The 20,866-nt window shown below is 70.7% G+C and carries 17 protein-coding genes; 8 read left to right on the top strand and 9 right to left on the bottom strand.

The features are described from left to right. The first annotated feature begins 209 nt into the window (after positions 1–209). Positions 210–1,142, top strand: a complete 933-nt coding sequence (locus ACFOWB_RS21495) for a L,D-transpeptidase (RefSeq protein ID WP_378149361.1) — start codon at positions 210–212, stop codon at positions 1,140–1,142. Between the two features lie 364 nt (positions 1,143–1,506). Then, complete coding sequence (locus ACFOWB_RS21500; RefSeq protein ID WP_261402234.1) at positions 1,507–1,869, top strand: response regulator; 363 nt, start codon at positions 1,507–1,509, stop codon at positions 1,867–1,869. Positions 1,870–1,885: 16 nt separating this feature from the next. Here the strand turns inward: ACFOWB_RS21500 and ACFOWB_RS21505 are convergent, their stop codons facing one another. The 7 genes from ACFOWB_RS21505 to ACFOWB_RS21535 all read right to left on the bottom strand — a co-directional run bounded on the left by ACFOWB_RS21505 (position 1,886) and on the right by ACFOWB_RS21535 (position 8,168). Beyond that, positions 1,886–2,080 carry a hypothetical protein gene (locus ACFOWB_RS21505; RefSeq protein ID WP_261402233.1) on the bottom strand — a complete coding sequence of 65 codons (195 nt, stop codon included), beginning with the start codon at positions 2,078–2,080 and terminating at the stop codon, positions 1,886–1,888. A gap of 93 nt (positions 2,081–2,173) precedes the next feature. Then, positions 2,174–3,037, bottom strand: coding sequence for a DUF2076 domain-containing protein (locus ACFOWB_RS21510; protein WP_378149254.1), 864 nt, complete (start codon positions 3,035–3,037; stop codon positions 2,174–2,176). A 116-nt stretch (positions 3,038–3,153) separates the two neighbouring features. Continuing rightward, positions 3,154–4,491 (bottom strand): glycolate oxidase subunit GlcF, encoded by a 1,338-nt coding sequence (gene glcF, locus ACFOWB_RS21515; RefSeq protein ID WP_378149257.1) that lies wholly within the window; start codon positions 4,489–4,491, stop codon positions 3,154–3,156. Between the two features lie 17 nt (positions 4,492–4,508). Then, positions 4,509–4,904 carry a hypothetical protein gene (locus tag ACFOWB_RS21520; protein WP_378149259.1) on the bottom strand — a complete coding sequence of 132 codons (396 nt, stop codon included), beginning with the start codon at positions 4,902–4,904 and terminating at the stop codon, positions 4,509–4,511. 27 nt (positions 4,905–4,931) lie between these two features. Continuing rightward, on the bottom strand, positions 4,932–5,549 hold the full coding sequence (locus ACFOWB_RS21525) for a DUF2585 family protein (protein ID WP_378149261.1): 618 nt from the start codon (positions 5,547–5,549) through the stop codon (positions 4,932–4,934). After that, a complete protein-coding gene (locus ACFOWB_RS21530; protein ID WP_378149263.1) occupies positions 5,536–6,723 on the bottom strand; it encodes an FAD-binding protein in 1,188 nt (395 codons plus the stop codon). Before ACFOWB_RS21530 ends, ACFOWB_RS21525 begins: the two co-directional genes overlap by 14 nt. Then, entirely contained in the window at positions 6,720–8,168 is a 1,449-nt protein-coding gene (locus tag ACFOWB_RS21535; RefSeq protein ID WP_378149266.1) for an FAD-linked oxidase C-terminal domain-containing protein, read from the bottom strand. The genes ACFOWB_RS21530 and ACFOWB_RS21535 overlap by 4 nt, the downstream gene beginning before the upstream one ends. A 393-nt stretch (positions 8,169–8,561) precedes the next feature. Between ACFOWB_RS21535 and ACFOWB_RS21540 the strand changes: the two genes are divergently transcribed. Together ACFOWB_RS21540 and ACFOWB_RS21545 are read left to right on the top strand one after the other, a co-directional pair. Further along, positions 8,562–8,795: a hypothetical protein gene (locus tag ACFOWB_RS21540; protein ID WP_261402227.1), complete on the top strand. Its 234-nt coding sequence runs from the start codon at positions 8,562–8,564 to the stop codon at positions 8,793–8,795. A gap of 90 nt (positions 8,796–8,885) precedes the next feature. Further along, positions 8,886–11,573: a bifunctional acetate--CoA ligase family protein/GNAT family N-acetyltransferase gene (locus ACFOWB_RS21545; protein ID WP_378149268.1), complete on the top strand. Its 2,688-nt coding sequence runs from the start codon at positions 8,886–8,888 to the stop codon at positions 11,571–11,573. Positions 11,574–11,582: 9 nt separating this feature from the next. Here ACFOWB_RS21545 and ACFOWB_RS21550 read toward each other — a convergent pair whose 3' ends face one another. Beyond that, entirely contained in the window at positions 11,583–12,980 is a 1,398-nt protein-coding gene (locus ACFOWB_RS21550; protein ID WP_261402224.1) for an EAL domain-containing protein, read from the bottom strand. Positions 12,981–13,264: 284 nt separating this feature from the next. On the opposite strand from ACFOWB_RS21550, the gene ACFOWB_RS21555 reads away from it, so the two are divergent. From ACFOWB_RS21555 to ACFOWB_RS21570, 4 genes are all read left to right on the top strand, one after another. Then, positions 13,265–14,674 (top strand): sigma 54-interacting transcriptional regulator, encoded by a 1,410-nt coding sequence (locus ACFOWB_RS21555; protein WP_378149271.1) that lies wholly within the window; start codon positions 13,265–13,267, stop codon positions 14,672–14,674. A 120-nt stretch (positions 14,675–14,794) separates the two neighbouring features. Next, positions 14,795–15,265 (top strand): hypothetical protein, encoded by a 471-nt coding sequence (locus ACFOWB_RS21560; protein WP_261402221.1) that lies wholly within the window; start codon positions 14,795–14,797, stop codon positions 15,263–15,265. Positions 15,266–15,344: 79 nt separating this feature from the next. Further along, entirely contained in the window at positions 15,345–16,472 is a 1,128-nt protein-coding gene (locus ACFOWB_RS21565; protein ID WP_261402220.1) for a TIGR03364 family FAD-dependent oxidoreductase, read from the top strand. A gap of 394 nt (positions 16,473–16,866) precedes the next feature. Next, positions 16,867–17,733, top strand: a complete 867-nt coding sequence (locus tag ACFOWB_RS21570) for an aldolase/citrate lyase family protein (protein ID WP_378149274.1) — start codon at positions 16,867–16,869, stop codon at positions 17,731–17,733. A 138-nt stretch (positions 17,734–17,871) separates the two neighbouring features. On the opposite strand, the gene ACFOWB_RS21575 is transcribed toward ACFOWB_RS21570, so the two are convergent. Further along, the gene (locus ACFOWB_RS21575; protein WP_261402218.1) at positions 17,872–20,664 is read right to left on the bottom strand and encodes a sensor histidine kinase; all 2,793 of its coding nucleotides are present in this window, start codon (positions 20,662–20,664) and stop codon (positions 17,872–17,874) included. Between the last annotated feature and the right edge of the window lie 202 nt (positions 20,665–20,866).

Below are 20,866 nucleotides of genomic sequence, written 5' to 3' on the forward strand. Positions count from 1 at the left end.
GATCCCCTCAAAACCCCGATGCAATTTGGCGACAGGAGCCTGCGAAAGCGTAACGGCGCTCGATTTGCGCTCTCGCACGCCCAAGTCCGGACAGATCATACGCGCAAGCACTTGCGCGAGGCCCGCCGCGGCGCATCATGCGGGCGGGCATGGGAGTGTCGGCGCGCGCTTTGGCCGCGCCTTTTGTCGAGGAGCCGAAAGTCTTGAACATCGTCCGCGCTTTCGCAGCCGCCTGCGCCTGCGGAGCCCTCGCTCTCGCCGTATTGGCGGCCTCGCCGGCGCCGGTCTCCGCCGACCCGGTGGTGATCCCCGCGCCCGACTACGTCCCGCGCGAGACCCAGCCGCGCCGCGTCCAGTCCTATGGCGACAGCTACGCCTACGATCGCCCGTCGCGCTCCGAACGGCGCGTCTATTACGGCCGCCGCTACGCCGAAGACATCTTCGAGGAGGACGAGGGCCGCTATTACGAGCGCCGCGTCCGCCGCATCCCGAGCGCGCGCGAGCGCGCCGCCGAGCAGGCCTATGGCGACGACTACGTCGCGCCGCGCCGCTATTCGGGCCGCGACACGCGCGTGCGCCGCTACTACGAGGACGGCGACTACTCCTACGAGTCGGTCGAGCCGAGCTACGAGCGCTCTCCGCGCCGCCTCGCCGGCCCGCCGTCTTCGATGGGCGCGGCCGAAGGCCGGCGCGCCATGGACCCGGCGTTTGCGCGCACGACCGTGCGCTATGACGGGCCGGAGCCGGCGAACTCGATCGTGATCAACACCAAGACGCGGTACCTCTACCTCGTGCAGGGCGACGGCACCGCGATCCGCTACGGCGTCGGCGTCGGCAAGGAAGGCTTCACCTGGAAGGGCGTCGAGACCATCTCGGCCAAGCGCGAATGGCCCGACTGGTACCCGCCGGCCGAGATGCGCCAGCGCCGCCCAGAACTGCCGGTGATGATGGCGGGCGGCCCCGAAAATCCGCTGGGCGCCCGCGCGCTCTATCTCGGCAAGACGCTCTATCGCATCCACGGCTCCAACGAGCCCTGGACCATCGGGCGCGCGGTTTCGTCGGGCTGCATCCGCATGACCAATGACGACGTCACCGACCTTTACGGCCGCGTCGGCGTCGGCACGACCGTCAAGGTGATGTGACGCGACCGGCTGGCGATCGCGGATCGCGACGCCTGCCGGCCCCCTCCACCATGGGCTTCGCCCATGGTCCCCCTCCCCCGCGCCGAAGCGCAGGGGAGGATCCGCGCGCGCGGTTCGACGCTTCCTTGATCCTCCTCCGCGCAGCAGAGGAGGGGGACCATCGCGCCAGCGATGGTGGAGGAGGCGAACGCTACGGTCTTCATGCAGGCCGCCCACGATTCGCCGGCTGCATGAAACAAATTGCCCTAAGCCCTAACGATCATTAAGACTTTTCAGTTTTTTCGGGTCACGAAGCCGTCACCATGAAACCAGTAGGCTCCGCCCGCGTTTACGCGCTGGGTCGCGTATCGCCGGAGTGTTTCTGATGGCGCCGTTCAACGTTCTCATTCTTGAAGACGACGCCATTCTGGCGCTCGATCTCGCCACCATCGTGTGCTGCTGGACCGACGCCAACGTCACCTCCTGCCGGTCGATCGAGCAGGCCAAGCGCGCGCTCGGCGGCGCCTTCGACCTCGCGCTGCTCGACATCGATCTCGAGGACGGCAAGTCCTACGAGATCGCGACGTCGCTGAAGGAGCGGAACTTGCCTTTCGCCTTCGTGTCGGGCGCGGCGACCGACGAGACGCCCGAGCATCTGCGCGACGTCGCCTTCATCTCCAAGCCCTACAGCCAGCGGGCGATCGAGAAGCTGATCTCGTCGGCCTCGGGCGGCCGCCGCCACCCGTAAGGCCCGCGGGCTTCGCTCACCCCTCGTCCGGCCGCCGGCGCTCTCGCGCGGCGACCGGAAACCGGTCGAGAAAATTCGACGCCTCCACGTCGTCCGACGAGGTCTCGTCATCTGCGGCCGCGAAAGCCCGCAGGGCTTCCTCGAACCTGTCGTCGGGAGCAAGGACGCGGTCCCGCGCGTCGAGCGGATGTCCGTCGCGATCAAATGTCATCGTCGAGCTCCTTCGATGACCGGCGCAGCCAGAGCGCCCTGCCCCCAGAAGTCGGACAAACGGCCCAACGGCCGATCGGTTGCATGGACGACGTCAGATCCAGCGATCGTCGCCGCCGCTGTCCCCGTCGAAATCGTCGTCGTCGCCGTCAGGCTGCGGATGGTCGTCGTTCGCCTTGTCGGTTCCGCCGAACCAGCCGGAAAACTGGTCGCTGATCTGATCCATAGTGGATCCGCCAGCCGCGCCGTCGTCCGCCGCGCCGCCGCCCGCGGCGCGCGCCGCCTGATCCGCCGCGCCGGCCTGCGCCTCCTCGCCGCCGAAGAGCGAACGCACGCCCTGGAAAATCAACGCGCCGGCGGCCACGCCCGCGGCCGTCTGCAGCGCGCCCGACAGGAATCCGCCTCCACCGCGCGAAACCTCCGCCTGCGGAGGCTGCGGCGCGCTCGGCTGCGGGTAGCCCTGCGGCCCTGAACTCTGGGGCGGCGCCCCGTAGGCGAGCCCCGAACCGCCATAGCTCGGACGCGCGCCCGGCGTCGCGCGCGGGGCGTCGTCGTCGCGACGGTCGTAGCCGTCCCGCCGCTCATAATCTTGGCGCTCATAGTCCCGGTGGCCGTAGCCGTCGCGCTCGTCGTCCTCGTCGGGCCGTCCCATCGCCTCCCGGGCGCGCGGGCCCCAGGGCGACGGCGCGGACGATCCGCGCCGGTCGTACTCCGCGCGATCCGCGGCCTCCGTCCGAGCTTGCGCGAGCTCGCGCTCCAGCGTCTCGATGCGCGCCTGCGCCGCCTTAAGCGCCTCGTCCTGCACCACCACGGTCTGGGCCATGGCGTAGGGCGCGTGCGGCTGACGCGAGACCTCGTCGGAGATATAGGCCTCGGCCTCCGGGTCGCGGCTCGCGCCTTCGGTGCGCTTGATGCGGGCGAACAGGCTCGCGATGAGATCGCGTTCGGCTTGGTTCATGGGATCGGGCCTCCGGGGCCTCGCAAGATCGACGCGGGACAGGCTCGCGCCGAGTTGTGTCCGCATCTTGGCCGAACGCCGGCCGCCCGCATGAACTCGCAGTAAGGTTTCCGGCCTTACTCCGCCGCCGCGAGCCTCCGCTCCGTCACGCGGCCCTGCAGCGCCTCGGGCAGCGGCCCGCCGGTCGCCCAGTCGAGCAGCTCCGCGGTGTGGACGCAGGGCGCGCCGAGCGCGGGCCGAAGCTGGGTGAGGCAGCCGATGTTGCCCGCCGCCACGATCTCGGGCTCGGTCCTGGCGATGTTGGCGGCCTTGCGGTCGCGCAGGCGCGTGGCGATCTCGGGCTGGAGGATGTTGTAGGTGCCGGCCGAGCCGCAGCAGAGGTGCCCCTCGGCCGGCTCCTTCACGCGGAAGCCCGCCGCCTTCAGCAGCGCCTTCGGCTCGTCGCGGATCGCCTGTCCGTGCTGCATCGAACAGGCCGAGTGATAGGTGACCGCCTGTCCGGTCTCGCGGGCGGGCGTCACCCCGAGACGGATGGCGACCTCGGAAAAATCCTTGGCGAGCGCGGAGATCCGCGCGGCCTTCTCGGCGTAGGCCGGATCCTCGCGCAGCATGAAGCCGTAGTCCTTGATGGTCGTGCCGCAGCCCGACGTCGTGATCACCACCGCGTCGAGCCCGCCGGCCTCGATCTCGCGCGTCCAGACGTCGACGTTGCGGCGGGCGCTCGCGAGCGAGTCGTGCTCGCGGCCCATGTGATGGACGAGCGCGCCGCAGCAGCCTTCGCCTTCCGCCTGCACCACCTCGACGCCATGTCGCGTCAGGAAGCGGATCGCGGCGTCATTGATCGCGGGCTCCAGCACCCCCTGGGCGCAGCCCTGGAGAATGGCGACGCGCATCTTGCGCTCGCCCGCCGCCGGGAACACGCGCTGGTTCGCGGTCGCGGAGCGCGCCGCGGGCTTTGCGGGCGCAAGCCGCAGCATCGCGCCAAGCCGCGCCAGCGCCGGCACGGAAGAGAAAAGCGGCGCGAGCGGCTTGGCGAACCAGGCGGCCGCAAGCGCCAGCCGGAAGCGCCCCGGATGGGGCAGCACGAAGGCGAGCGTCGCGCGCATCAGCCGGTCGGCGAGCGGGCGCCGGTAGGTCTGCTCGATATGGGCGCGCGCATGGTCGACGAGGTGCATGTAGTGCACGTCGGAGGGACAGGTCGTCATGCAGGAGAGGCACGACAGGCAGCGGTCGACATGCTTGACGATCTCGGGCGTGGCGTCCTTGCCGCCCTCCAGCATGTCCTTGATCTGGTAGATGCGGCCCCGCGGGCTGTCGAGCTCGTCGCCGAGCAGGACATAGGTCGGGCAGGTCGCGGTGCAGAAGCCGCAATGCACGCAGGTGCGCAGGATCTTTTCAGACGACGCAAGCTGCGGATCGGCCGCGAGACGTTCGGGAGCGAAGGCGGTCTGCATGGGCGGCTACTCTGAGATCACCGGGGAGCGGCGAGATACTGCGCGGAAAACCGCACGAGCCTGCGGTTCTGCATCGCGACGGTGACGCGGAACTCGGCTTGGCCGCGGCCCGTCGAAATCAAGCGGCGCGAGACGAACTCCTCGCCGCCGAGCGTGCGGAAGGTGTGAAAACTGCGCTCGGTCTTGTTGAGCAGGTCGAAGCCCTCGTTCTCGAGCGTCACGGCGGTCGAGTTGAACGAGAGCCCGATCGGGAAATGGCAGGATAGCCGCGCGGTCACGTCCGCGCGTTGGGCGAGCGTCTCCGAGATCACCGCCGCAAGCGTCGCCTCGATCGGCGGACAGTCCTGCGCCGCGGCCGGCGCCGACAGCGCGAGGAGCGCGCCGCCCGCCAGAAGCCGCCTCCAGACCCTCATTCCGATCGTCCCGTTCGACCCGCCGCCTCATCGGACCGCCGCCTGCCAGTCGCGGACGGCGTCGAGCGGCCACAGGATCATCAGCACGTTGAGGGTCAGGTTGTCCCGGATGACGTAAAGCGCCAACAGCTCCATGAAGATCGCGGCCAGAACGACGGTCCAGACCGGAGCGAGCCGCGCGACGAAGAAGCCGAGCGCCATGAAGGCGATGTCGGCCATCGAGTTCAGCACGCTGTCGCCGGCATAGGCGTCGGACGCGGTGGTCTCGCGGTAGCGGTCGATGATGAAGGCGCTGTTCTCGAGGAGCTCCCAGCCGCCCTCCACCAAGATGGCGGCGAACAGCGCCGCCCCGAAGCCGAGCGCCCTGCCCCGCAGCCGCCCCACGAGATGGGCGGCTCCGTAGAACAGGAAGCCGTGGATCACGTGCGAGAGCGAGTACCAGTCCGAGACATGCTGGGACGTGCCGTCGTCGTTCGCCGCGCCGTGCCAGAGCTCGACCGTCCCGCACGGGCAGATCGCGCTGCGTCCCATGGCGAGCAGGAGCGCGGCGAAGGCGCCCATGGCGACGAGGCAGGCGAGCGTCCAGAGCGCCGACGTCGCCGCAGCCGGCTTGCGACCCGCGATCCCGGCTTCAGCTGCGAGCATGCATGCGCCCCGGATTGAGCACGCCGGCGGGATCGAACGCCGCCGTCACCTCGCGCGCGAGCCGCGCGAAGGCGGGAGCCTCGGGCTCGAACACGTCGACCGACGCGCGCACACCATCTTCGGCCCTTAACAGCGTCGCGTGGCCGCGCGCAGCCTTGACCGCGGGACGCAGGATCGCCGCGCCGGCGTCGTCGGAGGGCTCGACCGCGATCCAGACCAGTCCTCCGCTCCAGTCATAGAAATGCGCCGCGACCAGCGGGCCGAGCGACGCCACGAAAGCGGCGGCGCGCGACGGCGCGACCGAGACGCGCCACACCGCGCGCGACGGATCGCCGAGCAGCGGCGCGGCGGCGCGGATCTCGCCCCAGAGCGCCCGAGACGGCTCCCGATCGAGATGCGCGGCGGAGCCATAAGGCTTCAGCAGCTTTTCGAGTTCGCCGAGCCGATAGCGGAGCTGGCTCTCGAAGTTTTCGAGCCGGACGACCGTGCGCGCCGGACCGCCGTCGACGGACGGCAGATGCGCCGTTCCGCTCGGCTCGAAGGGCGAGCCCATGGCGGCCGAGAGCGCCGCGACTGCGCGGGCGTCGTCGAGGCCCTCGATCACGAGCGAGCCCTCGGTCTCGGGGATCGGCGAGGTCTTGAACGTCGCCTCGGTGACGACGCCGAGCGTCCCGTGGGATCCGCAGGCGAGCTTCACGAGGTCGTAGCCCGTGACGTTCTTCATCACGCGCCCGCCCGAGCGGATCACCTCGCCGCGGCCGGTCGCGAGCCGCACCCCGATCAGCGCGTCGCGCGCCGCGCCGGCGATGACGCGGCGCGGGCCGGAAGCGTTGGTGGCCACGAGCCCGCCGATCGTCGGCTCGGCGCCGTTTCCGCCATAGAGCGGGCGATGGTCAAAGGGCTCAAAGGCCAGCCGCTGCCCGGCCTGGCCAAGCGCGGCCTCGACTTCCGCAACGGGCGTTCCGGCGAGCGCCGAGACCACGAGCTCGGCGGGTTCGAGCAGGGTGACGCCCGTCAGCTTCTCGGTCGTCACAGTTCGCGCCGCCTGAACGGGCCGCCCGAGCCCCGAGCGGGTGCCGGCGCCGCGGATCGCGATCGGGGTCTTGGACGACATCGCCTCATGGATCGCGGACGCGATCCCGGCTTCGTCGGCTGGCGCGACGAGATCGCTCACGCCGCCTTCCTCGTCGCGGCGCTGAACGACAGCGGGAATACCTTTGCGGGGTTCAGCAGCCAGTTGGGGTCGAAGGCCGATTTCACGCGCATCTGCTGATAGAGCTCGGTCTCGTTGAACTGGGTCGACATCAGCTCGCGCTTCTCGATGCCGACGCCGTGCTCGCCGGTGAGGCACCCGCCCACCTCGACGCAGGCGACGAGAATGTCCTCGCCGGCCTTCTCGGCCTTCGCGAGCGAGGCCGGGTCGTTCATGTCGTAGAGCACCAGCGGGTGCAGGTTGCCGTCGCCGGCGTGGAAGATGTTGGCCACTTTCAGCCCTGCGCCGTCGCAGATCTCGGTGATGCGGGCCAGAACCTCCGGCAGGCGCCCGGTCGGGATGGTGCCGTCCATGCAGATGTAGTCCGAGATGCGGCCCATCGCGCCGAAGGCGGACTTGCGGCCCTTCCAGATCGCGGCGGCCTCGGCCGCGGTCGTCGCCTGCTTGGCCGAAGTCGCGCCGTTGGCCTTCGCGATCTCGCCGATGCGGGCGAGCTGCTCGTCGATCTCGTCCGGCGATCCCTCGACCTCGACGATCAGCAGCGCCCCGGCGTCCATCGGATAGCCGGCGTGGGCGAAGTCCTCGCAGATGTCGATCGCGATCTTGTCCATGAATTCGATCGCGACCGGCACGATGCCGGCGGCCAGAACCGCCGCGGTCGCAGCGCCTGCGGCCTCGCTCGAGGGGAAGCCGAACAGGATCGGGCGCGCGCCCTCCGCCATCGGCAGGATGCGCACGACGGCTTCGGTCACCATGCCGAACTGGCCCTCCGAGCCGCAGATGAGCCCGAGCAGATCAAGGCCCGGCGCATCCATCGCGTCGCCTCCGATCTCGACGATCTCGCCCTTCATGGTCACGAAGGTCGCGCCCATGAGGTTGTTGGTGGTGACGCCGTATTTCAGGCAATGCGCGCCGCCGGAATTCATCGCGACGTTGCCCGCGATGGTGCAGGCGAGCTGCGACGAGGGGTCGGGGGCGTAGAAGAAGCCCTCATGGGCGATCGCGCCCGAGACGCCGAGATTGGTGATGCCGGTCTCGACCCGCATGGTGCGGTCGCCGAGATTGACGTCGATCACGCGCTTCATCTTGGAGACGCCGACCACCACCGCGTCCTCCTGCGGCAGCGCGCCGCCGGCGAGCGAGGTGCCGGCGCCTCGCGGGATCACGGGCACGCCCTGTTGGTCGAGAAACTTCAGCACCTCGGCGACCTGTTGCGTGGTCGAGGGCAGCACGACGGCGAGCGGCATGCGGCGATAGGCGGTGAGCGCGTCCGTCTCGAAGGCGCGCCGCTCGTCCTCCGATTCGATCACCCCCTCGCCCGGCACGATCGCGCGCAGGCCCGCGACGATCTCGTCGCGCCGCGCGAGGATCCGCGGGTCGGGATCGGGCATGGCGATGCCGGTCATGGACGTCTCCCTCAGTTCCCCGGCTTCTCTTGCAGCCGTCTCGCCAGCCGCAGGTCCGGTCATCTTCGCCGCTTCTGATATATCAGTTGCACGGCAGGCGATAGTCGCGCTCGACGCATGGGCGCCTGCGCCTGACGCGCGGCCCCGGGCCGGACGACGACGAAGCCATCTGCCTCGTCAGACTGACATTTGCCCGCGTGTCTGGAGCGGTTTCAAGTGGCCGCAGCGCAGGAACGCACAACAGGGCTCCCGAAACCGGCGCGCTGAACTCTTGCCCCACGCTCACGTTGTGTCCACTGACGCGGCGGACGTCGCCGCGCAAAGACATCCGTGACAGTCCCGTCGCGCCGCCGATCGAGAGCCGACCCGGCTTATCGGCGCGCGGAACGGAGGATGATCTCCATCGTGACGACTGACTTCATCCATCGGACCGAGGCCGAAGGCGCCCTCGCCGTCACGGCCATCGCAGGCGTCCTGTTCGGCGGCGAGAAAGCGCCGGACGAAAAGCCGAAAAACGACGAGAAATCCGGCGAGGCCGACAAGACCGGCGATAAAGACGAGGCCCTCGACGAGGAGCTCGACGAAAGCTTCCCGGCGAGCGATCCGCCCGCCAGCACCCAGCCCTGAGGGCGCGGCCCGAAGGCCTGCGCTCGCGGCGCAGGCCCTAGGTCCGGCCGGCGATTGCTCTAAGTTGAGCGCGCCGAACCGGAACCCGCCATGACCGTCCGCAATCTCGACGCCGTCTTCTCGCCGCGCTCCGTGGCGCTTGCGGGCGGCAGCCCGCGCGAGGGCAGCGTCGGCCGTGTGTTTCTCGGCAATCTCCGCGCCTCCGGCTTCAAGGGCCCGATCGGGCTGGTGAACCCCGATCACGCTTCGATCGACGGGGTCGAGGCCGCGCGCGCCTTCGCAGATCTCGAAACGCCGCCGGATCTCGTGGTCGTCACGGCCCCGGCTCCCGCGGTGCCCGAGATCGTCGAGGCGGCGGGCGCGGCCGGCGCGCGCGCAGCGGTCGTCGTCACGCTCGCCCCCGGGGCCGGCGCAGCCTCGTTCCGGGAGGCCGCGGCGGGGGCTGCGCGCAAACGCGGCATGCGGCTCGTCGGGCCGGGCTGCCTCGGCGTCCAGAGCCCGCACGCCCGCCTCAACGCCAGCTCCGCGCCCGCCGCGCGCGCAGGCGAACTCGCGCTGCTCTCCCAGTCGAACGGCGTCATGACCTCGATCATCGAGTGGGCCAACGCCCGCACGATCGGGTTTTCGGGCGTGGTGTCGTTCGGCGACATGGCCGACGTCGACGTCGACGACCTTCTGGACCACTTCGCCACCGACCGGCGCACGCGCGCGATCCTGCTCTATCTCGACGAGATCTCGGACGCGCCCCGCTTCATGTCGGCCGCGCGCGCCGCGGCCCGCATCAAGCCCGTGGTGCTGGTGAAGGCTGCCCCGCGCGAGACCGTGGCGCGAGGCTTGGGCGTGCAGGCGAGCCTCGTGGACGCGGACGCCGTCGCCGACGCCGCCTTCCGACGCTCGGGGCTGCTGCGGGTCGCAGACCTCTCCGAACTCTTCGAGGCGGCTGCGACGCTCGCCCATGTCGCGCCGCTCACCGGAAAGCGGGTCGCGATCGTCTCCAACAGCGACGGGCTCGGGCGGCTCGCGCTGTCGCGGCTGCTGGCGCGCGGCGGGACGGCGGCGAAGTTCGGCGAGGCCACGGCCAGAACGCTCGGGGAGACGCTGCCGCGCGACGGCTCGGCCGAAAACCCGATCGACCTCTGCGGCGACGCCGGGCCCGACCGCTATGGCGCGGCGCTCGACGCGGCGCTCGCCGACGAGAGCGTCGACGCCGCCCTCGTCGTTCATGCGCCGAGCGCGATCTCGCCCGCCGCCCCGTGCGCCGAGGCCGTGACGCAGGCCGCGGCGCGCGCGCGAAAGCGCCGCTATCCGCCCAAGCCCGTCTTCGCCGCGTTCCTTGGAGCCGATCCCGCGCCGCGCCGCATTCTGGAGGCCGCGCACGTCCCGTTCTTCCGCACGCCCGAGGCCGCGGCCCAGGGCCTGATGCACCTCGTCGCCCATGTGGAGGCGCAGGCCGCGCTGCTGGCCGCCCCGCCCTCGACGCCGACGAGCTTCGCGCCGGACGTCGCGCGCGCCCGCGTTGCGGTCGAGGCCGCGCTTTCGAAGGGCCGCGACTGGCTTTCGCCCACCGACGTCGCCGAAGCGCTCGGCGCCTATGACGCGCCGTCGCTGCCGCAGGCCTTCGTCGCGACGCCGGCCGACGCCGCCGCGGTGGCGCAGGCGCTTATGGGGCCGCGCGGGGCTGTGCTCAAGATCGTCTCGCCCGACATTCCGCGACGCGCGCTTGTGGGCGGCGTCCGCATCGGGCTCGAAAGCCCGACGGCGGTCGAGGAGACGGCCCGCGCCATGCTCGCGCGCGTTGCCGAGCGCATGCCGCAGGCGCGGATCGACGGCTTCGTGGTCCAGCCGAACGTCAAGCCCGACGACGGCCAGGAGCTCTATCTCGGCGTCGCCGACGACCCGGTCTTCGGGCCGGTGGTGGCGTTCGGCGCCGGCGGCGGCGACGCGGTGCTGCGCCACGACGTTTCGGTCGAGCTGCCGCCGCTCCATCTCGGCCTCGCCAACGATCTGATCGACCGCACCGTGGCCGGGCGCCTGCTCGGCGGCTATGACGGCCGACCGGCGGCCGACCGCGAGGCCGTGGCGCTGACGCTGCTCAAGATCGCCCAGCTCGCGGTCGACCTGCCCGAAATCCGCGAGATTTCGATCAATCCGCTGGTCGCGACGCCCCGCGGCGTGATCGCGTTCGACGCCCGCATCCGCGTCGCTCCGGAGCCGCGCGCCCGCGCCGGCGGACCGCATCCGCGGCTTGCGATCCGCCCCTATCCGAAGGCGCTCGAAAGCGAGCTCAGCCTGCGCGACGGCTCGACCGTGACGCTGCGCCCGATCCGGCCGGACGACGAGCCCGTCGTCGCGGCCTTCTTCCGCGGCGTGGCGGCGGAGGACCTGCGACAGCGCTTCTTCACGCCGGTGAAGGAGGTCCCGCGCGCCTTCATCGCCCGCCTCACCCAGATCGACTACGCCCGAAACCAGGTCCTGCTCGCGATCGACCACTGGGGCGACGCCGTCGGCGTCGTGCAGCTCCATGCCGACCCTGACGTCGAGACCGGCGAATACGCCATCCTGCTGCGCTCCGACCAGAAGGGCCGCGGCCTCGGGCGGCTGCTGATGCAGGCGATGATCCGGGCGGCGGCGAGCGAAGGCCTGAAGTCCGTGACCGGCGAGGTGCTGACAGAAAACAGCGCGATGCTGGCGATCTGCCGCGACCTGGGCTTCGACATTCGTCCGGATCCGGACGATCTCAGCCTCAGGCGCGTGAGGCTCGTGTTGCCGGCCGGCTGACCTGTCCGCTCAGCGCGTCGCCGCGCGCGGAACGAGACGCGGGCTCGAGGGCTGCGGGCGCCCCTGATCGGAGGCGGCGGGCCGTACCGGGCGCGGCGTTCCGAACAATTCGCCCTGCGCGAGCCGAACCTCCATGTCGAGCAGCTCCGGCACTGTGCGCTCTTCCTCGACATGGGTCGCGATCAGCTCGACGCCGTTGCGCACCAGAAGATTGGCGAGATCCGCCGGATGGATCGCGAGCCCGGAGGCCGCCCCGGGGTCCAGCAGCCGCTCGGCCCGGATCTTGACGAAGCGCACGCCGCGGCGGGCGAGCGAGCGCGGATCGAGACGCAGATCCTCGACCTTGTCGATCGAGAGCCTCACGCCCTGTGAAATCAACGCCTCGACGGAGCCGCGCTCGCGCTCCGACAGCGCCTCGAACACCGCCTGGGGCGTCTCGAACACCAGAAGACGGCGCAACTCCTGCTGCGCTTCCAGCAGCGCCGAGATCGCCCCGAAGGCGGCCGGATCGGCCAGCGTGTCGCGCGCGACGTTGAGGAACAGTAGCCCGCCGCCCCGCGCCGAGACGCGCAGCGCGACCGAAGCGCAGCGTTCGAGAATGCGCCGGTCGAGCTGCGGCAACTTTCCTTCCGCGCTGGCCGTGTCGACGAACTGCGCGGCCGCCAGCACGCCGTCGTCCTCCACGAGGCGCGAAAACGCCTCGTAATGGGCGGTGCGCCGGCTCGGCAGCGTCACGATCGGCTGGAGGTAGGGCTCGATCCGGTCCTCGGCCAAGGCGCGTTCGAGGCGGCTTTCGAGCGGGGCCTGAAGGGGCGCCTCGGCGCCGTCGTCGGCGCCCGGATCGAACGGTTCCGGCGCCTGCATCTTCGCGGGCTGGGCGGGGATCTGCGGCCGCGCCGACGCGCGACGCGGCTGCGGCGCAGGCGTTTCGGCCCGGTAGGCCGGCGGCGGAGGAGCCGGCGGCTCGGGCGCGCGGGCGGGAGGCGGCTCGGGCGCCTCGACCTTCGGCGCCGACAGCCGCTTGATCGTGAGGTCGTGGGCCGCGACCTCCTTGGCCACGGTGGTGACGAGCGAGCCGAGCGCGGCGATCTCCTCGACGAGCGGCTTCGTGGCCGCGCGGGCCCGATCGCCCATCGCGCTCTCCAGCCGCTCGAACCGGGTCTCGATCGACTCCAGCCGGTCGTGCAGGTCGCTGGTGAAGCGGTCGAGCTCGTCGAGGCGGCTGTCCTCGCGCGGCTGGACGCGCAGGAAGGCGAGATGGATCACCGCCATGCCGGCGAGCGCCGCAAGCCCCGCGGCGAAGGACTCGCCGAAGCCGAGCCCGAGCCCAAAGCTCGCGATGACCGAGACGCATCCCGCCGTCACCGCCATGGCGGCGGCGACGAAGATGACGGCGGGTTTCGACATGCGTCGCAGGTCCGGCGGAAAAGAATTCGTTGAAAGATCATCGCCGATTCGCAGACGCCGACCTAATGCGCAAGCCCGGAAGCTGAGCTTTTCCATAACGATGTCGTCGCAAGAGAGAGGCGCAGAGCCGCCGCGACGGCGACCGGCCGCGTTTCGGCCCCCGCCCTGGCCGCGCGAACCGGCCGCTCGATCATCTTTCGTTTACCCTGTTCGACGACCTTCGTGGCGAACCGGCGTAGGATCTAACCCGGCCATTTCAGGCCCCGCCGCCCGACCGAGGATCCATGGCCCGACCGCTGACGAGGGACGCCGCAGGCCTTGCGCCGCTCGCCCGCACGCGCGTCGCGGTGGTGGACGGCGACCTCGCCTCGACCCGCGTCGCGACTTCGGGCGTGGCCACCGCCGGCGGCGAAGTGGTGGCGGCGCTCGCCCACGCCGACGCTGCGTCTCCGGGCGCTCTGCGCGGCGCGGCGCTCGCGGTGGTGGACCTGCCCGAGCGCGGCTCGCTCGAAACCATCGACCATCTCGTCTCTCAGGGCCTCGTGGTCGTCGCGACCAGCGGCGCCGGCTCGGTCGCGCTCGCCGTCGAGGCGATGCGGCGCGGCGCGGTCGACTTTGTCCTGAAGCCCTATACGCCCGACGCCCTCGCCCGGCGGCTCGCGCCGCGTTTCGCGGAGATCGCCGAGCGCGCGGCAGACGATGAGGCGACGCCCGAGAAACCCGGCGGCGGCTTCGACTTCGACTCGTTCGTGGGCTCGTCGCCCGCCATGCGCGCGCTCTACGCCGAGATCGAGCGCATCGCGCCCTCGCGCGCGCCCGTCTTCGTCATGGGCGAGAGCGGCTCGGGCAAGGAGCTCTGCGCCGAGGCGATCCACGCCCGCTCGGGCCGCGCGCAAAAACCGTTCGTGGCGCTGAACTGTGGCGCGATCCCGCGCGAACTCATGGAGTCGGAAGTCTTCGGCCATGTCCGCGGCGCCTTCACGGGCGCAAGCGAGGACCGGGCCGGCGCGGTGGAGGCGGCCCAGGGCGGCACCCTCTTCCTCGACGAGATCGGCGAGATGGAGCTGTCGCTCCAAGCCAAGCTCCTGCGCGTGCTGCAGACCGGCGAGTTCCGCCGGGTCGGCGAGGCGCGCGCCCGCGTCGCGGACCTGCGCATCGTCTGCGCGACCCATCGCGATCCCCAGGCCGAGGTGCTGGCCGGCCGCTTCCGGCAAGACCTTTATTACCGTCTGCACGTCCTGCCGATCCGCCTGCCGGCGCTGCGCGAGCGCGGATCGGACGTCGAGGCGCTGGCGCAGGCCTTCCTCACGCGCTTCGCCGCCGAGGAGGGCCGCGCGTTCCGCCGTTTCTCCGACGAGGCCATGCGCCGGATGCGCGCCCATGACTGGCCGGGCAACGTGCGCGAACTCCAGAACGTCGTGCGCCGCGCCGTGGTGCTCGGCGAGGGCGAGGAGGTGACGCCCGACATGCTGCCCGTCGAGGTCGGCGCCCTCAACGCGGTCCGCTCGTTCGCGCAGCCTGCCGTCGGCGAGGCGGACATCGAGCCGTTCTGGATCTCCGAACGGCGCATCATCGAACAGGCGCTCGTCACCTTCGGCGGCAACACGGCGCGCGCCGCAGCCGCGCTCGAGCTCAGTCCCTCGACCATCTATCGCAAGCGCGAGCGCTGGGCGGAGCTCGATGGAGCAGCCTGAAGGTTCGATCACGCCGACGCGAGTGGATTCTTTCGTTCACAAGCATTAGCAATCGCCCCTGCTTCAAAGAACAGTGGGGGAAATAATCAAATGATAAGATTTACTTTGGCGGCCGCGTTGTTGGCGGCCTCGATCCTCGGGCCGCAGGCGGCGTCGGCCCAGACGGTCAAGCAGCCCGTGGTCGTGGACGACAATGGCAAGGCGCTCGGGCCGCTCGTCGGCGTGAACTCCGTGCTGCTGTCCTATCAGTCGGTCACGTTCCTCGCGCCCTTCACCCGCTTCGGCTTCAAGATCGACGAAGACAAGAACTTCTCTGGCCTCAGCCAGGACACGACGATCTACTACTTCTCGAACGACTGCAGCGGCGACGAATATCTGAAAGCTGGCCCGGTTCCGGCCGTCGCGGCCCTGAAGTCGAACCGCTTCCTGTTCCCGGACGCCGCCTACACCCACAACATGTCCCAGTCGCGCCGCAAGGGCCCGAACGCCGCCTGCAAGACGGAGACGGAGTTCGGAGACTTCGGTCTGCTCCAGTCGAAGTCCGTCGCGAGCTTCGGCTTCAAGCCGCCGTTCCGCGTCGAACTGCGATAGGCGGCCCCAGGCCCCGCCTTGACGTCGCGGCGCCGATGACGGAAGCGTCCCGTCCTTGCCGAGGCAGGACGGACGGAAAATGGCCGACACTTTCGATCTCGCGGTGGTGGGCGCAGGCGTCATGGGCCTCGCCCATGCGCTCGCCGCCGCCCGCGCCGGCCGCCGCGTCGTCGTGATCGATCGCGACGCGCGCGCAAACGGCGCTTCGGCGCGCATGTCCGGCCTCGTCACCGTCGCGGGCCATGCGCCGGGGCAGATGTGGCGGCGAGCCAAGCGCTCGCGCGAGGTCTGGGCCGAGGTCTGCGCGCAGGCGAGCGTGCGGATCGAGCATGAGGGCCTCGCGATCGTGGCGCGCCGGCCGGAGGCCGCGACCACGCTCGAGGCCTTCGCGGCGACCGAGGGCGGCGCCGGCTCGTCCTTCTACCTGCCCGACGACGCCCACGCGCTGTTCCCGCAGTTCAAGGGCGACATCGCCGGCGTGTTCTGGAGCCCGGACGAGCTGCGCGTCGAACCCCGCAGCGCCATGGCGAAGATCGCGTCCTGGCTCGAGGAGGCGCATGGCGTCGCGTTCCGGTGGGAGACCGCCGTCATCGGCGTCGAGGACGGCGAAGTCTCGACGTCGCGTGGGCCGATCTCGGCGGAGGCCGCCGTGGTGTGCGCGGGCGACGACTTCCGTTCGCTCTTCGCCGAGCGCCTCTCCGCCGCGGGACTGACGCGGGTGAAGTCGCAGATGCTGCGCGTCCGGCTCGAGGACGGCTACGAGCTGCCGGGGGCGGTCGCGAGCGACCTCGCGATCCTGCGCCTTCCCGGTTTCGAGGAGCTCGACGGCGTCGCGGCGCTGCGGGCGCGGCTCGAGGCGGAGCAGCCCGAATGCCTGGCGAACGGCGTCGTGTGCCTCGTCTCCCAGTCGGCCGACGGGTCGCTCGTGGTGTCAGGCAGCCGGCAGGCCGACCCGACGCCGGACCCATTCCAGTCCCAGGCGATCGACGACCTGATCCTCGGCGAGTTCGAGGCGGTTCTGGGCAAGCGCCCGAAGCAGGTGACCTCGCGCTGGATCGGCACCTACGCGTTCTCGAGCGAGCGGCCGGTGATCGTGGACGCGCCGTCCGAGCGCGTGCGGGTCGTGGTGGCGGCCTCGGCGGCGGGCGCGAGCTCGGCCTTCGCGGTCGCGGAGGAGACGATCGCCGGGCTGTTCGGCAAAGGCTGACGGCGGCGCAGTCCCTGGAACGGCGCAAAGAAAGCCGCGCAAGATATTGGCTCGGCGGCCGTTCTGCTTTTTCGCCGCCAAGGGCGAAAACTTCTTCTTGTCAGATCCCGCAACCGACCCTTTACTGATGTCGCCAAGGTGATCCTGTGGCGCACGCAGTTCACAGAGGCGTGATATTGCGTCTGCGAACATGAAATGCGGCTTTCCTCTGCGTCGATACATAATTTTACACGCCAGACTTGAATAAGACCGAGCATTTACCGCCTCTGGCGCGTATGAAAGGAACCTACACCAGAGATCAGCCGGAAAACCTGAACGCTTTCTGACTCCGCATGGGCGACGGTTCGATCAGAACGCCGCGCCTTCAATAAAAAACAACAGGGAGGAAGTGGATATGCGTCACAGCACCAAGTTGATCGCCGCCGCGATCGCAGCCGCCGCGTTGACCCTCTTATCGGGCGGGCAGGCGGTTCAGGCCCAAGGCCCCATCGATCCGGAAACCTGGGTCTACGGTCCGCGGTTCGACGACACGACCGGCGGCCTGATCTGGAACCCAGCCAAGAAGCAACTGCTCAAAGGCAAGCCCGTCATCGGCCCGACCGTCAGCACGACGAACCAGGAGACGATGAACGAGACCTACTGCTCCATAGCGAGCCAGAGCGACGCCGACTTCACTTGGACCGAGATGCAGCATTCCGGCGTCGACTGGGGCGACGCGTGGCGGATGTGGGCCTATGCGGGCTCGGATCAATGCCCGGGCCGGAAGGCCGTGCCCGGAGCCCGCGTCGCCTATACCGACGAGCGGGAGATCCAGCATGCGCTCGACGGCGGCGCCATGGTTCTGGTCGTGCCGACGGTCGACACGGTCGAAGAAGCCCGGGAAGTCGTGCAGTGGACGTATTTTCCGCCGATGGGGAAGCGCAGCAACGGCGGCAGCCAGACCGCGGCGGCGCTCGCTCCGTGGCTCCCCGCCGGCGTCAGCTACCGAAACACGTTCAACAACAACATCGTGCTGATCGTGATGATCGAGACCATCGAGGGCGTGAAGAACGCGGCCGCGATCGCGAGGGTGCCGGGGGTTCACGCCGTCTATGCGGCCTCGGGCGACATCGGCAACTTCTCCGGCTACATCGAGGGAGACAGGCCGTACGAGCGGCTGATCTCGCACATCGCCAAGCACACGCTGGCGGCGGGCAAGCGCCTGTGCGGTCCCTACAGCTGGAAGGACACCCGGTCGGGCTACACCTGCTTCCTGCGATGACCACACGCGCGTGAACGCAGGAAGCGGCGACGCGCGTCGAACGACAGGGACTGCGGCCGGCGGTTCGGCCGGCCGCAGTCCATTGGCCTGAGCGATGCGTTTAGGATGAACCTTCCACGACGGGCGGCGCGACGGCCTTCAGCCCGCCAGCACCTTCGCGGCCGGGAACACGACCTCGGCGAGCGTCCCCTGCCCCGGCTCGCTGGTGAGCGTGAAGGCCGCGTCGTTGGCCTCGGCGAGCGCCTTGGCGAGCGGCAGCGCCAGCCCCTTGGCCTCACCGCCGCTTCCGAGTGGGCGGAACGGCTCGAGCGCGGCCGCGACCTCCTGCTTCGACATGCCGGCGCCGGCGTCCCGCACGCGGATCGCCGCCTGTCCGAGATCGGTCATCGCCGTCGCGACGATGACCTGCCCGCCGGGCCGGCTAAGCTTCACGGCGTTGGCGGTGAGCGTCGTCATGATCTGCCGGACCGAGCGGCGGTCCGCCATCACCGGCGGCAGGCCGCGCGCCTGCGAGACGCGGATGATGACGTGGTCGCGGCTCGCCTGCGGCTGGAGCAGCGTCGCCGCCTGGGCCGCGACCTCGTTGAGGTCGACCGGAGACGGCTCGAGCTTGATCCCGCCGGACTCGATGCGGGCGATGTCGACGAGGTCGTTGACGAGGCCGACGAGATGGCCGCCCGAGACGTGGATGTCGCGCAGATAGTCCTTGTAGCGCGGGCTTCCGACGGGGCCGAAGCGCTCCTCCATCATCACCTCGGCGAAGCCGATGATGGCGTTGAGCGGCGTGCGGATCTCGTGGCTGACCTTGGTGAGGAACTCGCTCTTCTGCGCGCTCGCCCGCTCTGCCTGGCGCTTGGCCGCGAGGAGCTCCTCTTCCGCCTTCTTCCAGGGAGTGACGTCGCGCAGGACCGCGCAAAAGCGGTCGCTCTCATGCGCGCCGATCCGCCCGATCGTCATGTAGAGCGGGATCGCGCCGCCCTGCCGCACGAGGCCCAGCACCTCGCGGCCGTCGTTCATGACGGCGGCCACGCCGTTGGCGCGCATGCGGTCGAGATAGTCGAACGCCGCCTTGCGGCTTTCCGGCGCGAGCGAGAGCGTGAAGAGGCTTCCGATCACCTCCTGCGCCTCGAAGCCGAACAACGCCTCGGCGCTGCGGTTCGCGCTCAGGATCCGACCCGCGCCGTCGAGCGTCAGCACGCCGTCGGTCGCGGTGTCGAGGATCGCCGCGGTCTCCTTCTCGCGCTCGATCGCCTCGCGGGCCGCCGCGCTCGCGCCCTCGGCGCGCTTGAGCGAGACGAGCGTGGCGGGCTCGCCCTCCCAGAAGATCGCGGAGAGCCGCGCCTCCGCCTCGACCTCCGCCCCGTCGCTCGCGACCAGCCGCAGCGCCGCCGGGGCCGCGTCGTCCTCGCGCGGCAGCGGTTCGGCGAAGAGCGTGCCGGCGTCGCGCTCGGCGAGGCTCGTCAGGTCCGGATGGCCGAGCAGTTCGAGCGCGTGGCGGTTGGCGTAGACCACCGCGCCGCGCTTCAGGGCGAGCGCGCCGGCCGGCAGGCGGTCGAGCAGGCGCAGCAGCTCGTCGGCCCGCGCGCCGACCGCAAGACGGGCCTCGACGTCGTTGATGGTCCAGGGCGCCTGCTCCCCGTCGTCGCCATAGGGAGACGAGGAGGTGCGCACGCCGACGTCGCGCAGGCGCCGGGCGATCTCGTCGAAGGCGCTCTCCTCGCTGGTCGTCAGCAGCGGCGGCGCGGTCTCGCGCAGCGTGACGACGTTGCGCCCGAGCAGCCGGGCGACCGGCGGCGGATCGGAGACCACCGCCTCATCCGAAATGGGGGGCTCTTCGGCGACGGCGACGTCTTCGGCGACGGCCGACTCGTCCGGACCCTGAGGCTCGGCCGGACCGGCGGCGCTCTCCAGATCGTCGAGAACGGCGAGTTCGGCGTCCTGCGACGCCATACCGGCCTCGATGGCCTCGACCGAAGCGCCTTCCGAAAATCCGGGAGACACTGCGGCCTCCTCGTCCGGCGAGACGACGGGCTCCTGGGGCTCCGCGACCGGCGCCGATGCGGCGCGGCCGAGGCCCCGGAAGCCGACGAGCGCGCGGTCGCGGTCATACATCGGCAGCGCCGAGAGGCTGAGCGGCAGACGGCGGCCGTCCTCGAGCGGCCAGGCGATCGAAACGTCGCTCCAGCCCTCTCCGGCCTCCCGCGACCGCTCGACCGCGCCGTCGGGATCGAGCGCCAGCGCGCGGGCGGTCTCGCGCCACAGCCGCCCGACGGCCGCGGAGGCCGACGGGCCGACCGCATCCGCAAGGTCCGGCGACAGGAAGCCCAGCCGTCCGTCCGCGTCGATCTCGAACACGAAGCGCACGCCAGCGAGGTCCTCGTCCGCCGGCGCTTGGAAGGCCGCCGGAGCTTCGACTTCAGCAGCCGCAGTGAGGGGCTCGGGCTCGGGCTCGGCGTTGGATTCGTTGGGCTCTGGCGCGTCGTCCACGGGAGGGGCGTCGACAGCCCGGACTTCGACTTCCGCCCGCCCAACCGACGCGTCGGGCGCCGTCACGGCGGGCTCGTCGCCGGCGTCCGGATCGTCGAGCTCGAATTCGACCGTCGGGTCGATCTCGCTCAGCGCCTCGACGACGAGCACCGTCCGCCCCTCGTCGAGAACCGCCGGCCGCGTCCGCACGACGAGCGGCGCCGCCCGGCCGAGCGCGCCGAAGCGCAGCCGCGCCATGGTGGCGGCGCCGGAGGCGGCAAGCCGAACGAGCGTCGCGGCCGAGGCGCTCTCGAGGCCGCCGGCGTCGATGAGCCTGCGGGCGAGCGGGCCGGCCCACACCACGGCGCCGTCGGCGTCGATCACGAAAGCGGGACGGCCCGCGCTCTCCTGCGCGAGCGTGCCGGCTTCGGTCGTCATGGCGTCTGGAGGCGTGCCGGTCGACATCGCGATCCTTGAAATTCCCGCAAAACCACGCGGGCGTCCGAGATCGGTTAATGAAAGCTTAATTATCGGCCGGGCGGCCTTGCGTCCACGGATGCGGCGCGTTCGTCCCCCGCCATCGCGCGGCAGAGTTAACGCGGGACCGGGCCGCAGGACGCGACCCTGGGCTGCATGCGCCGAAAGCAGGTTTGCGCAGGCCCGGCCC

Source organism: Chenggangzhangella methanolivorans (assembly GCF_042648545.1).
Taxonomy (GTDB): Bacteria; Pseudomonadota; Alphaproteobacteria; order Rhizobiales; family Methylopilaceae; genus Methylopila; species Methylopila methanolivorans.